General features: G+C 62.3%; 12 protein-coding genes. 4 read left to right on the top strand and 8 right to left on the bottom strand.

Annotated features, from left to right (window positions below; translation table 11 throughout):
* Positions 1-125: 125 nt before the first annotated feature.
* Both AC070A_RS02815 and AC070A_RS02820 read left to right on the top strand, forming a co-directional pair.
* On the top strand, positions 126-1,415 hold the full coding sequence (locus tag AC070A_RS02815; RefSeq protein WP_112994776.1) for an NAD(P)/FAD-dependent oxidoreductase: 1,290 nt from the start codon (positions 126-128) through the stop codon (positions 1,413-1,415).
* Between the two features lie 285 nt (positions 1,416-1,700).
* The gene (locus AC070A_RS02820) at positions 1,701-2,231 is read left to right on the top strand and encodes a dihydrofolate reductase family protein (RefSeq protein WP_113736487.1); all 531 of its coding nucleotides are present in this window, start codon (positions 1,701-1,703) and stop codon (positions 2,229-2,231) included.
* 75 nt (positions 2,232-2,306) lie between these two features.
* Here AC070A_RS02820 and AC070A_RS02825 read toward each other — a convergent pair whose 3' ends face one another.
* The 8 genes from AC070A_RS02825 to AC070A_RS02860 all read right to left on the bottom strand — a co-directional run bounded on the left by AC070A_RS02825 (position 2,307) and on the right by AC070A_RS02860 (position 12,733).
* Complete coding sequence (locus tag AC070A_RS02825) at positions 2,307-3,827, bottom strand: globin-coupled sensor protein (protein WP_162727996.1); 1,521 nt, start codon at positions 3,825-3,827, stop codon at positions 2,307-2,309.
* Between the two features lie 453 nt (positions 3,828-4,280).
* Complete coding sequence (locus AC070A_RS02830; protein WP_112994773.1) at positions 4,281-5,000, bottom strand: AAA family ATPase; 720 nt, start codon at positions 4,998-5,000, stop codon at positions 4,281-4,283.
* A 186-nt stretch (positions 5,001-5,186) separates the two neighbouring features.
* On the bottom strand, positions 5,187-5,933 hold the full coding sequence (locus AC070A_RS02835) for an AAA family ATPase (RefSeq protein ID WP_112994772.1): 747 nt from the start codon (positions 5,931-5,933) through the stop codon (positions 5,187-5,189).
* A 240-nt stretch (positions 5,934-6,173) separates the two neighbouring features.
* Positions 6,174-7,319 carry an iron-containing alcohol dehydrogenase gene (locus AC070A_RS02840; RefSeq protein WP_057253396.1) on the bottom strand — a complete coding sequence of 382 codons (1,146 nt, stop codon included), beginning with the start codon at positions 7,317-7,319 and terminating at the stop codon, positions 6,174-6,176.
* Positions 7,316-8,701, bottom strand: coding sequence for an aldehyde dehydrogenase family protein (locus AC070A_RS02845; protein WP_112994771.1), 1,386 nt, complete (start codon positions 8,699-8,701; stop codon positions 7,316-7,318). Before AC070A_RS02845 ends, AC070A_RS02840 begins: the two co-directional genes overlap by 4 nt.
* Before the next feature lie 83 nt (positions 8,702-8,784).
* A complete protein-coding gene (locus AC070A_RS02850; RefSeq protein ID WP_112994770.1) occupies positions 8,785-10,149 on the bottom strand; it encodes a glutamine synthetase family protein in 1,365 nt (454 codons plus the stop codon).
* 150 nt (positions 10,150-10,299) lie between these two features.
* Entirely contained in the window at positions 10,300-11,847 is a 1,548-nt protein-coding gene (locus tag AC070A_RS02855; protein WP_057253390.1) for an amino acid permease, read from the bottom strand.
* Positions 11,848-11,959: 112 nt separating this feature from the next.
* Positions 11,960-12,733, bottom strand: a complete 774-nt coding sequence (locus tag AC070A_RS02860) for an N-formylglutamate amidohydrolase (protein WP_082616106.1) — start codon at positions 12,731-12,733, stop codon at positions 11,960-11,962.
* 174 nt (positions 12,734-12,907) lie between these two features.
* Here AC070A_RS02860 and AC070A_RS02865 point away from each other — a divergent pair, with 174 nt between their 5' ends.
* Together AC070A_RS02865 and AC070A_RS02870 are read left to right on the top strand one after the other, a co-directional pair.
* Positions 12,908-13,786: a MurR/RpiR family transcriptional regulator gene (locus tag AC070A_RS02865; protein ID WP_057253386.1), complete on the top strand. Its 879-nt coding sequence runs from the start codon at positions 12,908-12,910 to the stop codon at positions 13,784-13,786.
* 205 nt (positions 13,787-13,991) lie between these two features.
* Entirely contained in the window at positions 13,992-15,098 is a 1,107-nt protein-coding gene (locus tag AC070A_RS02870) for an ABC transporter substrate-binding protein (RefSeq protein ID WP_057253383.1), read from the top strand.
* Positions 15,099-15,211 lie beyond the last annotated feature (113 nt).

Here is a 15,211-nt window from a genome sequence, read left to right on the forward strand (position 1 = left end):
CTCCGGCCGGCCTTGCATCATGACTTCATGAAACATTGTCATGAGAATTTTCCCCGCAATCGGCTATCACCGAGAGAACCCTGACCTATAGCCGGACGTCCGGCAGCACTTGAAGGATTGCCGCGATGGCGACGGAGCGCACCCTGCCCAACCTCTGGCATGCGACGGCACCGGCCGCGCCCGAAACCAGGCCGCTCAGCCGCGACCTGACGACCGATGTCGCGATCATCGGCGGCGGCTTCACCGGCCTATCGGCAGCCCTGCACCTCGCCGAAAAAGGGATCAAGGCAACGGTGATCGAGGCGAAGATGATCGGCTTCGGCGGCTCCGGCCGCAATGTTGGCCTCGTCAATGCCGGCATGTGGGTCAAGCCCGACGATCTCATCTCGACCCTCGGCCCGGCCGCCGGCAACCGCCTGCTCACCGAACTCGGTGACGGCCCGTCGATGGTCTATGCTCTGGTCGAAAAATACGGCATCGCCTGCGAGGCGGTGCGCAACGGCACGCTGCACATGGCCGTCGGTAGCGACGGTGTCACGGAAATCAAAGACCGCGAAGCGCAATGGCAGAAGCGCGGCGCCCCGGTCGAGGCACTTTCGGCCGAGCGGGCGCATGCGCTCACCGGCGCCGAAGGCTTTTCCGGCGCCCTGCTCGATCGCCGCGCCGGCACGATCCAGCCGCTCGCCTATGCCCGCGGCCTGGCACGCGCAGCCCTTGCTGCCGGTGCCGAGATCTACACCGACACGCCGCTGACAGGCGCCGAACGCCAGGGCGAGACCTGGGTGCTGAAAGCCGGCAACAGCGTCATCCGCGCCAAGCAGGTGATCCTTGCTACCAACGCCTATGGCGGCCTCTTCGCCGAAAGCCCGTGGCAGGCGCATACGCAGGAACTGACGATCCTGCCCTATTTCCAATTCGCCACCAATCCGCTGCCCGATGCGGTTGCAAGCCGTATCCTGCCGGAGCGCCAGGGCACCTGGGACACCGGCCTCGTCATGACGTCGTTCCGCATGGACCAGCAGGACCGGCTGATCTTCGGCTCGATCGGCAGGCTCGACGCGATCGCCGAAGGCACGCACCGCGCCTTTGCCGCCCGCTCGCTGCGCAAGCTCTTCCCCTTCATCGGCGACTTCCGCTTTGAATACTGGTGGGACGGCCGCATCGGCATGACCACCAACAACCTGCCGGCCATGCACACGCTCGCCCCCAACGTGGTTTCCGTCAGCGGCTACAACGGCCGCGGCATTGCGCCGGGCACCGTCTTCGGCCGGGCTCTGGCGAACCACGTCACCGGCGAGACCTCGGCGATCCCGCTTGCTGAAACACCGGTAACCCCGGACACCTGGCGCGGCGTAAAGTCGGCCTTCTACCACGCCGGCGCCCAGGCCAAGCACTTCATCGATCGGCGCTTCTGAGCAGCTCCCAGAGGATGCATCGGACCGGTCGTGCCGGTCCGTTACCTCGATGACAGCTTTCTTTCTCTGTCATCCCGAAAGAAAGCTCCGCGACCATTCTGGGTCGGTCCCGGCAGACCGGCCTTCTCCGGGCCACCAGCCGGCCGGCCAGAATGGTTGCGGCTAACCGCACCTTCATGCGCCCTCCAAAAACCGATTGCGTTATAAAAGCAGTCGACCTATCCTACACCGATTGCATATCACAATCAGACCTGCGCGGATGCCATCTAGGGAAAGGAAGCGGCTATGGCAAAACTCGTGTTCGGAATGAACCAGTCCCTGGACGGCTACGTCGATCACATGGCGTTTGCGCCAAGCCCCACGCTCTTCCGCCACTTCATCGAGGAGGCCGAACAGCAGGCGGGCAGCCTGTACGGTCGCCGCATCTATGAGATCATGCGTTACTGGGACGACGAGCATTCGGAATGGGGTGCGGACGAGCGTGCTTTCGCGGCGGCGTGGCGGAAGCAGCCGAAATATGTCGTTTCGCGTTCGCTGAAGGCTGTCGGCTCCAATGCCCGGCTTGTCGAGGGTGATCTCGAAGGCGCAATCCGCACGTTGAAGGCTGAGCACGACGGCGAGATCGAAGTGGCTGGCCCGGTCTTGGCGGACAGCCTCACCGAACTTGGCCTGATCGACGAATACCGGATCTACCTGCACCCGGTCGTGCTGGGTCACGGGAACCCCTATTTCGCCGGCCCCCGACCGCCGCTCCGTCTGGTGTCTCATGATCGGATTGGCGAGGACGTGGTGAGGTTGACCTACGTTCCTGCTTAATTTGCTAGTCTGCCAGTCCGACAAACCAAAACGCCCCGGATCATCCCTGACCCGAGGCGTCGTCTCTCAATACGATCACGCCGCCGCGCGGTAGCCCGAACCGGCACTGACCTGTACCTGCCCAGAGGTCCGGAAGGCGCGCAGGCGCATGGCGATGTGCTCGGCCTCGCCCGTCAGCGCCTGGCTTGCGGCATTGGCCTGCTCGACCATGGCGGCATTCTGCTGGGTGATCTGGTCCATCTGGGTGATCGCAGTGTTGACCTCCTGCAGGCCGGTTGCCTGTTCGGCGGTGCTGGCGCGGATCGCGCCGAAGACGGAGCTGACTTCCACCACCTGCGCCACGATCTGCTGCAGTGACTGGGCCACCTGGTTGACCGAGTTCACCCCGTCATCCACTTGGTCGCGCGACTTGGCGATCAGTCCCTGAATATCCTTCGCAGCGTCAGCGCAACGCTGAGCAAGCGCGCGGACTTCGGACGCGACAACGGCAAAGCCCCTGCCCGCCTCGCCGGCCCGCGCCGCCTCAATGCCGGCATTCAGCGCCAGGAGGTTGGTCTGGAAGGCGATCTCGTCGATCACGTCGACGATCCGGGCGATGCTGGCCGACGACGTCTGGATCTCCTGCATCACCTCAATCGCGTGGCTGACGATCTCGCCGCTCTGTTCGGCATTGGCGCGCGCGGCAATGACGGTCGAGTTCGCCTGGTTGGCGCCTTCGGCCGTCTGCTTGACGGTGCGCGTCACCTGCTCGACGGCTGCCGCCGTCTCCTCGAGATTGGCGGCCTGCCGCTCCGTGCGCTTGGCCAGATCGTCGGCGGCCGCGGCGATTTCCTTGGCACTCGTATGGATCTGGCTGGCGCCGGCCTCGATGCCGCCGATGGCACGAGAGAGTTCGCCGATCGCGTGGTTGAAGTTTTCGCCAAGCTCCTGATAGGCGACCGGCAGATCGGCGCCGATGCGCGCTGTCAGATCGCCGTCGGCGATCTTCTTCAAGGCGGCGCCGAATGTCTTGCTGATCAGCGCGCGCTCGGCCGCCAGCACTTCTTCCTGGACGGCGCGCTGCTTGGTGACATCGGACGCATCCATGTAGACGGAGATCGACAGATCCATATCGAGGAAGACGCCCTTGACGAGGCTCGACAGCATCGCGCCCATGTCTTCGGCCGAGGTGGTCTGGCGCGAAAACAGACCGGCCTTCGGCCAGTACGCCCTAACGATTTCGGTAATCAGATGTTCGGCGATCAGCGCATAGCCGCCGATGTACCAACGGGGCTCGAGGCCGATGCGCGCGTGGACCTGGCCGATGGTGCGGACCTTGGCGCTGTAGTCTTCATTGAAGTTGGCGTCGGCGATGTTTGCCCAGTGGCCGACCTGCGCGCCCTTGGCACGATCAATATGGCTGTCGGACGAAAAGAAGCGCTTCGTCTCAGGCGTCGCCTTCACCTTGCCATAGAACTTGTCGAGCGCCGGCTTCAGCTCCTTTTCGAGGATCGGCTTCAGCGCCTTGAGGCTCGTTCTGGCGGCATCGTCGAGCGCCATGAAATTCAGACGACCGGCAACATCCTGCGTGCCGGCAGCGGTGTGTTCCGTTTTCATGCGCGAACTTCCCTGCATGCTCTGCCGCATGTTTTTTCGATCTGGGGACGAAAACACGCAGCAGTTCGAAGTGATACAACGACCTTGGCACCTTTGGTTGGGCGCGGCGCTGTTGTGGATCATGGAGACAGGATCGACGGCGCACTGCATGTTTCCTTTAATCGTATTCGATTAAAGGACAAAAACATGCAGCACTTCAAAGTGCTACAGCGACCTTTGCGCGTCTGATAAGACGCGCGGCGCTGTAGGCGTCTGAGATCATGGCCGCAGTCATGGCGGCCGATTGCCCGCTTGCTGATATCGCGAGGGGCAAGCTGTGTCCTTGGCCACTGTTAGAAGCCTAGGGTAAAGGAAGCCTTACGGGCGACAGCTATTTCGCGAGTGCTGAAACAGGATTCAACCGGAACTGACGAACGTCAATTCCGGTTGAAAGGGAACAATTCGAGGAAAAGATCAGGCGGCGTTGCGCGACGCCCAGGACGGCATGCGTGCGGCCCAGGAACGGCGCGCCTTGACCGGCAACAGCGCCTGCACTTCTTTTGCCAATGCGAAGGCGTTTTCGCGCGCCTTGTCGAGGTTGCTGACACGGGCCGGATCCATCGTCTGCAGCGTGCCGCCGCAGTCGAAAATCTCGCGATAGGCGGCGCGCTCGACGATCGGCGTGTCGAGCACCGAGACGCCGCGCTCGGCGAGCATGGCCTTGATCGTCTGCAGCGCGCGCGTGGTGACAAGCGAATTGACGCGGGTGAGCACGACCGAATGGTTGATGCGTTGCTTGGACCGATCCTCGATCTGGCGGATGAGTTCGAGGATCTGCGCAGCGCCGCGCGCATCCATGGCGCAGCCCTGCACCGGGATCAGCACCTGATCGGAAATGGCCAGTGCCAGTGCGACAATCTGGTCTTTCGCGCCCGCGAGATCGATGACGATGTAATCCGCCTCATCCTTCATCTCGCGAATATGACATTCGAGCGAGCCGGGCGTGATATGCGAGATGACCGTGAGGTTGGCGATGTGGCCGGAAACTTCGGCCCAGCTCGTGATCCAGCGCTGCGGATCGGCATCGAGAACCACGACACGATGTCCTTGCCTTGCCAACTCCGTCGACAGGATCAGCGCCGCCGTCGTCTTGCCCGCGCCGCCCTTTGCATTGGCGAAAGTGATGACCGCCATGATATTCCTCATTCTGTGCGTGTTCCGCGCTGAACCCGGCCATGGCCGGTGGTTCGCCTCTTAACGAAACCTTTCAGATCATGGTTAACGAATTGGTAACGCGGCTACGTGAAACCTGACAGTCACGCGGCCGGAAGACCGGCGGTACGCCGCAATGAAGATGAAAAAGAGCAGAGGTTCCGGCTCTCAGGCCGGCAGTGCGACCGGGTCCGCCGCCCGCTCCGAGCGGTAGCACATCGATGAGAACGGACCGTGCCGCATCGCTTCTCCGGCCGGGTTGACCAGCCTCAGCACGTCATCGGCAAAGGCGCGGGCATTGGCCTGGGCCTTTGCCAGGTTGCTGACCCTGGCAGCATCGAGCGAATAGAGCGTATCGCCCTGCTCGAAGAGTTCGCGGAAAGCCGTGCGTTCTACGAGCGGCGTATCGACGAGGCGAATCTTGCATTCGGCCAGCATCAGCTTGACCTTGCGCATCGCCCGCGTCGTCACGATGGCATTGACCCGCGTCAACAGTACCGCATGGTTGATATTGGCGTGCACATTGTTCTCGATATAGCGGATCAGCTCGAGCACCTGCGTGGCACCGCGCGCATCCATGACGCAGCCCTGAACCGGGATCAGCGTCAGGTCCGAAAGACCGATCGCAAGCGCAACCAGCACGTCGGCCGCTCCCGAGAGGTCGATGACCACATGCTCGACGCAACCTCGCAGCCGTCTGAGGTGGTCGCTAAGGGTCGTCGTGGTGACACCGGAGATGACGGAGAGATTGCTGTCGCTTCGACCGTGCCTAAACCAGTCGGTCATGCAGGCGAGCTGGTCGCAATCGAGAACCGCAACCCGGTCGCCGCGCCGGGCAAGCTCGCTGGCGAGCAGCAACGCCGCCGTCGTCTTGCCAGCTCCCCCCTTCGCATTCGCGAGGGACACAATCGCCATTGCTCGACCCTAACTCACCCACGGCCCTCTGGTTCCGGGCCGAAACATACGCACACCCTAATGGAAGCGTTTCAGATCGCGGTAAACGAACTGTAAAGGGCGCGCTTCCTGGGAACCAAATCGTGACAGTTCCGTGACAATTAGGTGACAAATCGGCTGCAATGGCAAGTGGTATTTTCGACCCCTCTAAACTAAGGGAGATCTGGCGCCTCACCCGGGCGAGGCGCCAGCAACACTATGTCAGATGCACTCGCGGAAGAGTTTCTTCGCGGCATCCAGCGTGAGCTCGACCGGGTTGCCGCCCGCCGTCGGGTCGACGATCGCCATCTCCGACATCTCGTCGATGCGGTCCGTACCGACGCCGAGTGCCGACAGCTTATCCGGAACGCCGAGTTCCTCGCGCAGCTTCAGCACGTAGTCGTAGAAACCGTCGAAACCGCCGGAAATGCCGAGATAGGCGGCGGCGCGCACGATCTTGTCCTCAATCGCCGGGCGGTTGAAGCGCAGCACCGGCGGCATCACCACCGCATTGGTCATGCCGTGGTGGGTGTTGTAGATCGCGCCGACCGGATGCGACAGCGAGTGAATGGCGCCGAGGCCCTTCTGGAAGGCGACGGCACCCATGGCAGCCGCACTCATCATGTTGGCGCGGGCCTCAATGTCCGTGCCGTCCTTGTAGGCGCGCGGCAGATACTCTTTCACCAACCGCATGCCTTCGAGCGCGATGCCGGCCGACATCGGATGGTAGAAGGGCGAGGAATAGGCTTCCAGGCAATGGGCGAAGGCGTCCATGCCGGTGCCGGCGGTGATCACCTTCGGCATGCCGACCGTCAGTTCCGGGTCGCAGATTGTCACTGCCGGCAGGAACTTCGGGTGGAAGATCACCTTCTTTACGTGGCTTGCCGAATTGGTGATGACGCTGGCGCGGCCGACTTCCGACCCGGTGCCGGCCGTGGTCGGCACGGCGACGATCGGCGCAATGCCTTCGACGCTCGCGCGTGTCCACCAGTCGCCGATGTCCTCAAAGTCCCAGACCGGGCGGCTCTGCCCGGCCATGAAGGCGACGCACTTGCCGAGATCGAGGCCCGAGCCGCCGCCGAAGGCGACGACGCCATCATGACCGCCATCCTTGAAGGCCTTGACGCCGGCTTCAAGGTTGACGTCATTCGGGTTCGGATCGACATCGGCGAAGATCGCCCGGCCGAGACCGGCGGCGCTCAGGATATCGAGCGCGTTCTGGGTGATCGCCATCGGCGCGAGGCCCCGGTCGGTGATCAGCAGCGGTTTCTTCATGCCCGCCGCCTTGCAATGGTCGGCAAGCTCCTTGATCCGGCCGGCACCAAACTTGATGGCGGTCGGATAGCTCCAGTTGGCGGTGATGGTCATGCGGTGACTTTCTTCAGATGGTAGGATTTCGGACGGGTAAGGTTCTGGAAGCCGATGACCGAGAGCGAGCCGCCACGGCCCGTTTCCTTGACGCCGGTCCAGCAAAGCGCCGGGTCGAGATAGTCGGCGCGGTTCATGAACACCGTGCCGGTCTCGATGTCGGCGCCGATGCGCGCGGCGCGCTCGGCATCCTTGGTCCAGAGCGATGCGGTGAGGCCATATTGCGAGTCGTTCATCAGCTCGATCGCCTGGCTGTCGCTCTTCACCTTCATGATGCCGACGGCCGGACCGAAGGTCTCTTCGCGCATGAAGGCCATGGAGTGATCGACATTGGTAAGGATCTGCGGCGCGAGATAGGCGCCACCGTCATCCTGCGGGAACAGCTTCGGGTCGATGAGAGCCTTGGCGCCCTTGGCAACCGCATCGGCGATCTGCTCGCGCACGGTCGCGGCAAAGCGCTTGTTTGCCATCGGCCCGAGCGTCGTTTCCGGATCGAGCGGATTGCCGAGCTTGTAATTGGAAACCCAGGCGACCGACTTCTCGACGAAGGCGTCATAGAGCTTTTCATGCACGTAGATGCGCTCGATGCCGCAGCAGCACTGGCCGGAATTGTAAGTGGCGCCATCCATCAGCGTGTCGACGGCCGCATCGAGGTCGGCGTCTTCCATGACGTAGCCCGGATCCTTGCCGCCGAGTTCGAGGCCGAGACCGGTGAAGGTGCCGGCAGCCGCGCGCTCGATCGACCGTCCGCCCTCGACCGAGCCGGTGAAGTTGACGAAATCGAAGCTCTTGGCAGCAATCAGCGCCGCTGATGTCTCATGGTCGAGGAAGATGTTCTGGAAGACGTCGGCGGGAACGCCGGCCTCGACGAAGGCGCGCACCATGCGCTCGCCGACGAGGATCGTCTGGCTCGCATGTTTGATGATGACGGTATTGCCGGCCATCAGCGCCGGGGCGACCGTGTTGATCGCGGTCATGTAAGGATAGTTCCACGGCGCGACGACGAAGACGACGCCATGCGGCTCGCGGGCGATGCGGCGCTCGAAGCGGTCGCTTTCCTCGATCACCAGCGGCTTCAGCGCATCGGCGGCGATCGTCGCGACATAGTTCGAGCGCTCGTTGAAGCCTTTGAACTCGCCGCCGTAGCGCACCGGCCGGCCCATCTGCCAGGCAAGCTCCGGCACCACCTCGTCGACCATTTCATTGAGGCGGGCGACACCTGATAGCACCAGGTTGACGCGCTCGTCGAGCGGACGGCGCGCCCAGGCCTTCTGCGCCTGGCGGGCGCGGGAAACCACCTGTTTTGCCAGCTCCAGCGGCATCGCCGGGCGTTCCGCGTAGACTTCGCCGTTCACGGGCGAAATGCACTTGATCATGCTCATGATCGTTTTCCTGCTTTCATTGCGAATGATGCGGTGGCCGACCCTGCCAGGATCGGCCACCGTGTGAGAGATAGGGACCAGGATCAGGCCCGCTCGAAACCGCGTGCGACCTCCCAATCGGTGACGCGGCGGTCATATTCTTCCTGTTCCCAGTGCCCGGCCCGCGCGTAATGCTCGATGACCTCATCGCCAAAGGCGGCGCGCAGCATCTTGGATTCCTCAAGCGCTGCCGTCGCGTCTCTGAGCGTGCGCGGGATCTCGCGCACGTCCTTGCCGCCATAGGCGTCGCCGACGAAGGGCGCTTCCAGTTCCATCTTGTTTTCAATACCGGAAATGCCGGCGGCGATCAAAGCCGCGAAGGCGAGATAGGGATTGAGATCGGAGCCGCCGACGCGGCATTCGATGCGGATCGCCTTGGTGTCCTCGCCGCACAGGCGATAGCCGGCGGTGCGGTTGTCCTTGCTCCAGACCGCCTTGGTCGGCGCGAAGGTGCCGGCCATGAAGCGCTTGTAGGAGTTGATGTAGGGCGCAAGGAAATAGGTGATCTCGCTCGCGTGGGTCAGCAGACCCGCCACATAGTGGCGCATCATCTCCGACATGCCGTATTTGCCGCTCTCGTCGTAGAATTTCGACGATTTTCCGTCAGCGCTCCAGAGCGACTGATGAATATGCGAGGAGGAGCCGGCGGCCGAATAATTCCATTTGGCGAGGAAGGTGATCGCCTTGCCGCGCGACCAGGCGATTTCCTTGCAGCCGTTCTTGATGATCGCGTGCCGGTCGGCCATCGTCAGCGCGTCGGCATAACGCACGTTGATCTCTTCCTGCCCGGCCGATGCCTCCCCCTTCGAATTCTCGACCGGGATGTCGGCGCCCTGCAGGCCGTTGCGGATCGCCCGCATCACATCTTCTTCCTTGGTGGTCTGGAAGATGTGGTAGTCCTCGTTGTAGCCGCTGACGAGTTGCAGGTCGCGATAGCCGGATTGGCGGGCATCGTCGTAGGACTGGTCGAACAGGAAGAATTCGAGCTCGCTCGCCATGTAGGCCTTGAGCCCCATCTTCTCGAGCCGCGCCACCTGCTTCTTCAGGATCGCGCGCGGCGAGTGCGGCACTTCCTCGTGGGTGTGATGGTCGAGCATGTCGCAAAGCACGAGCGCCGTGCCTTCGAGCCAGGGAATGCGGCGAAGTGTCGAAAGGTCCGGCTTCATCGTATAGTCGCCGTAGCCCTTCTCCCAGCTCGTCGCCTTGTAGCCGGGAACGGTCTCCATCTCCATGTCGGTCGCAAGCAGATAGTTGCAGCTATGCGTTTCCTTCCAGGCGCCGTCGACGAAGAACTGCGCGTGGAAGCGCTTGCCCATCAGCCGGCCCTGCATGTCGACCTGGCAGGCGAGAACCGTATCGATGCGCCCGGCGGCGACGTCTTCCTTCAACTCATCAAACGTATAGCTCATCAACTTCCATCCCATGTTTGGTCACGCGGCCGTTCCCTTGGGTCACGATATTTTTGGGCCGCGTGGACGTGATCCGTTCAAGTAACCGGACAAGCTCCGGAAAAGAAAAGGCGGAAGTCGCGGTCGCGCTCCCGCCCATTTTGTTGGTGTTCAGACTTCGCCGACGGCCTTTTCGGCAGCGGCAATCTCGGCCTGGCGGCGCGCCACTTCGTCGCCGATCGGCGGGCCGCGGAAGCGGCGGGTTTCGAAGCCGAACCAGATCAGAGCCGTCAGCACCAGGAAGCCCACGGTGATGTAGAGCGCCCAGTCGTTCGGCGGTTGGATACCGAGAACGAAGATCAGCACCATGGCGATGATCGACAGAACCGCGAAGAGCTTGAACATCGCCTCGCCCAGGTTCCACGGGCCCATTTTATCCCACTTCGAGGTTCCCCAGGCGAAAAGGCCGAGCGTGATCGGGATCGCGAAGGAGAAGAACAGGAAGATGACCGTGCACGAGACGACGATCGTATAAACCGGCGTTTCGCCGATCGACACGAGCGACGAGCCCCAGACGAACAGGACCGAGAGGATCGAGCCGGTCCAGATCGCCGCAACCGGCGACCGGTGGGTCGGGCTGACCTTGGCGAGCGCCCTGGAGGCCGGCAGACCGCCGTCACGCGAGAAGGCGAAGATCATGCGTGATACCGAGGTCACCGTCGCCAGGCCGCACAGCCACTGGCTGACGAGGATGGCGAGATAGAGGATGTCCTTTATGACCGGGTTGACTTGGGCGTCCATCGCCCAGAAGAACACGTTCCAGCCCTGCTTGGCAGCTTCGTCCATGTTCGGGATCATCAGCACGAAGGCGCACAGCATGATGTAGCCGAAGAGCGCCGACCAGAGCACGGAAGAAACCATACCGCGCGGCACGGATTCCGCCGCCTTGACGGTTTCTTCCGAGGTGTGGGCAGAAGCGTCGTAGCCGGTGATCGTGTAGATCGGCAGCAGAAGGCCGAGCAGGAACACCCAGGTGCCCGACGTCTGCGGCCAGACGTTGCCGCCGGCTTCACCGGAATAGTTGGAGAAGGTGAAGAGCCTTGCGATGTCGTAGCTGTCGGCGGCCGCGAGGCAAACGACGGCAAGCAGGATCGCAGTTGCGAAGATCAGGTAGCCGGAGAAATCGGTGAGCTTGGCGGTGAGCCCGATGCCCATGTGGTTCACGAGCGCCTGTGCGCCGGTGATGATCGCCAGGAAGACGATGCGGGTAGTGGTTGTGTCCTCCAGCGCGAAATAGGGCGTGCCGAAGGAACCCATGAAGAAGTAATAGGTGCCGACGTTGATCGCGCCGAGAACGGTGACGAGACCGAGCAGGTTGAACCAGGCGGTCACCCAGCCGGTAAAGCGGTTACCAAGGATCGAACCCCAGTGGTAGAGGCCGCCGGCCGTCGGATAGGCCGAGCTGATCTGCGCCATGGCGACCGCAAAGACCAAGGAAATGAAGCAGCCAAGCGGCCAGCCGATGCCGATCGCGGCGCCCCCTGCGCCGGCTGTCGCCTGGGCGAGCGAATTGATGCCGCCGGAGAGAATGCAGATGATCGAGAACGACACCGCGAAGTTCGAGAACTGGCTCATGCGCCGCTCGAGCTCCTGGGCATAGCCCATCGAGTGCAAGACACTCATGTCCTGCTTTTTGTCCAAATCGCTGTAGTCTGACATTTTTCTTCCCCTGATTTATTCAGACCACACCGCCCCATTGCGGCAGGGTCCCATCAACCACCTGCCCCGGCTGGCCGGAACAGGACCGCGGCAAGCCGCTCCCCAGGGTCTTTTATTGTGCTGAAAGTGCCACTGCGCCTTTGCGGAGCAATCCTTCCAGATAGTCGGCCATGACCCTTTGGCCGATGTCATTGCGAATGAGATCGTTGCGGATCTCGATCATCACATTCGGCAGTCCGTTGAGGACGCCGTATTCAATCAGACTGTGAGTAACGCCGTCGGCCGGGCCATAGGGCTCGTTGCGGCGGATGTCGTAGGCGACCTGCCCCTTCGTCGCGACCGCCAGCATGTGGTCGGCAAGGCGGCTGTCCGCATCGTGCAGGATACCGACCTCGACGGCCCGCGGCTTGCCGAAATAGACGGGCGTGAAGCTATGCATCGTCACCAGGATCGGCGGCCTGCCGGCGGCCTTGCGGGCGGAAACGAAGCGCGCGACCGAATCGTGAAACGGGCGATAGATCTCCTCGACCCGCGCCTGCCGCTCGTCGTCGGTCATCGTCCGGTTTCCCGGGATCTCGTAAACTTCGCTCAGAACCGGCATCGCCGCCTCTGCCTCGGGCGGGCGGTTGCAATCATAGGCAAGCCGCGAGAAGCGCTGGTAGATCAACGCCGCATCGAGCTTGGCGGCGAGAAGCTTGGCGACGGCGAGCGCGCCCGGGTCCCAGGCGATATGACTTTCGAGCGCTTGCTCCGTAAGGCCGAGCGTACCGAGGCGCTCCGGAACCCGACGCGAGGCGTGCTCGCAGACGAGCACGATATCGCCCTTCCCTGTGGCGTTTTCGATCGCAACCGGATCGCCATCTGCTTCGGTCAAAAGTCGCGTCAACACCGGCATCCCCTTTTGCCCGTTAGACGTTCGTTAATGAAAAGAATTCTTCAGAGATTGGCGAGTGTCAATCAAAATCTGAAACGATCTCTTCAAAATTGCGATTGACTCCAATTGTGACAGCGATGTTTAATCTGTCACAAACCGGCTCTAGATCGGTTCAGGGGAGACATTTTGAGCAGCAAGGCGACATCGACGACGGTGTCGGATGTGATCAATGCCCACTTCACCGCGCTGACCCGCGCGGAGAAGCAACTGGCGGAGACACTTCTCGACAATTATCCCGTATCGGGACTCGGCTCGATCACCACGGTCGCCGAGAACGCCGGCGTATCGACTCCGACCGTCGCGCGCATGGTGCAGAAGCTCGGCTTCCGCGGCTTTCCGGATTTCCAGGCGCGGCTGCACCAGGAACTGGAAGCGACGATCTCCAATCCGATCACCAAGCACGACCGCTGGGCCGCCAATGCGCCGGGAACCCACACGCTCAACCGCTTCGCCGACGCGATCACCAGCAATCTGCGCGAGACGCTGACCCAGATCGATCCACGGGAATTCGACGAGGCCGCCGCCCTCATCGCCGACCGCAAGCGCAGCATCTATCTGCTCGGAGGCCGCATCACCCATGCGCTTGCCGACTATCTCTTCACCCATCTTCAGGTCATTCGTCCGGGTGTCACCGAGATCGCCTCCAACGCCAGCGCCTGGCCGCACTACGTGCTCGATATGCGCCAGGGCGACGTCTTGATTCTGTTCGACATTCGCCGCTACGAGCAGGAGATGGCGACGCTCGCCACATCCGCCCGCGAGCGTGGCGTCGAGATCATCCTCTTCACCGATCGCTGGACTTCGCCGGTCGCCAAATCCGCCTCCCGCGTGTTCCGCTCGCAGATCGAAGTACCGTCGGCCTGGGACAGCTCGGTGGTGATCCTGTTCTTGATCGAGGCTCTGATCGAGGCGGTGCAAAGTTCGAACTGGGAGGAAACCCGGGATCGAATGAAAACGCTCGAAGGCCTTTTCGATTCCACCCGCATCTTTCGCAAACCCGTCTAGGAGTGCTCGCCGACCCGTTCACGGAATTTCATACAGTTGTGCGACAGTGAGCCACCCCGCCAGAAAAAGAAATGTTCTTCCAACGACATAGGCGGCGCGAACGGATAAACCGCTGTCACATTACTTTCATGGCATCTCTTTAACAGCCTAGCCGAAATCGACTGAATACCCCACGAATTTGACTAAACCCATAAGGAGAACACCAGTGATTTCAAGAACCCATCGCCTGCTTTCGCTTTCCACCGCCGTTTTCCTGGCGACGACCGCAATCGCCGCCGCCGAGCCGAGCGCCGAACTCATCGAAGCCGCCAAGAAGGAAGGCATGCTGACCACCGTCGCCCTGCCCCACGACTGGTGCGGCTATGGCGACGTCATCGCCTCCTTCAAGGCCAAGTATCCGGAAATCCAGGTCAACGAACTGAACCCGGACGCGGGCTCGGCTGACGAAGTCGAAGCCGTCAAGGCCAACAAGGACAACAAGGGTCCGCAGGCCCCTGACGTCGTCGACGTCGGTCTCGCCTTCGGCCCGCAGATGAAGGCCGAAGGCCTGCTGCAGCCCTACAAGGTTTCCACCTGGGACGAGATCCCGGACAGCGTCAAGGACGCCGAAGGCTACTGGTACGGCGACTATTACGGCGTGATGTCGTTCCTCGTGAACAAGGACCTTGTCCAGACCGCTCCGAAGGACTGGGCTGATCTCCTGAAGCCGGAATATGCCGGTCAGGTCGCTCTCGCCGGCGATCCGCGCGCGTCGAACCAGGCGATCCTCGGCGTTCTCGCCGCCGGTCTCGCCAAGGGTGCGAAGTCGGGCAAGGAAGCCGGTGAAGCTGGCCTCGGCTACTTCGCCGAACTCAACAAGGCCGGCAACTTCGTTCCGGTCATCGGCAAGTCCGGTACGCTCGCCCAGGGCTCGACCCCGATCATCGTTGCCTGGGACTACAACGCGCTCGGCTGGGCCAAGACCCTCAACGGCAACCCGCCGACCGAAGTCGTCGTTCCGGCCAGCGGAGTTCTCGCCGGCGTCTACGTTCAGGGCATCTCGGCCTACGCGCCGCACCCGAACGCAGCGAAGCTGTGGATGGAGCACCTCTATTCCGACGAAGGTCAGCTCGGCTGGCTCAAGGGCTTCTGCCACCCGACCCGCTTCAACGCGATGGTCAAGGCCGGCAAGGTTCCGCAGGCACTGATCGACGCCCTGCCGCCGGCAGCGTCTTATGAAAAGGCCTACTTCCCGACGCTCGAAGAAGTCGATGCCAACAAGGCTGCCGTCACCGGCGGCTGGGATTCCGTCGTCGGCGCGAACGTTCAGTAAGTCTTTCCACAGACATGTCGCCTCGGCCGGTTTTCCGGCCGGGGCGACATAAGTTATTCGTAAGGAATTCAAGTCTTTGGAGCGGAATGAGGAAAAATGTGCGCGGGTTTCAG

The sequence above is a fragment of the Ensifer sp. GW101-20A05 genome (assembly GCF_059424735.1).

Coding starts and splice junctions, on each gene's coding strand:
- AC070A_RS02820 (WP_113736487.1), top strand. CDS start 1,701: ATGGCAAAACTCGTGTTCGGAATGAACCAGTCCCTGGACGGCTACGTC.
- AC070A_RS02830 (WP_112994773.1), bottom strand. CDS start 5,000: ATGGCGGTCATCACTTTCGCCAATGCAAAGGGCGGCGCGGGCAAGACG.
- AC070A_RS02855 (WP_057253390.1), bottom strand. CDS start 11,847: ATGTCAGACTACAGCGATTTGGACAAAAAGCAGGACATGAGTGTCTTG.
- AC070A_RS02815 (WP_112994776.1), top strand. CDS start 126: ATGGCGACGGAGCGCACCCTGCCCAACCTCTGGCATGCGACGGCACCG.
- AC070A_RS02835 (WP_112994772.1), bottom strand. CDS start 5,933: ATGGCGATTGTGTCCCTCGCGAATGCGAAGGGGGGAGCTGGCAAGACG.
- AC070A_RS02845 (WP_112994771.1), bottom strand. CDS start 8,701: ATGAGCATGATCAAGTGCATTTCGCCCGTGAACGGCGAAGTCTACGCG.
- AC070A_RS02840 (WP_057253396.1), bottom strand. CDS start 7,319: ATGACCATCACCGCCAACTGGAGCTATCCGACCGCCATCAAGTTTGGT.
- AC070A_RS02850 (WP_112994770.1), bottom strand. CDS start 10,149: ATGAGCTATACGTTTGATGAGTTGAAGGAAGACGTCGCCGCCGGGCGC.
- AC070A_RS02825 (WP_162727996.1), bottom strand. CDS start 3,827: ATGAAAACGGAACACACCGCTGCCGGCACGCAGGATGTTGCCGGTCGT.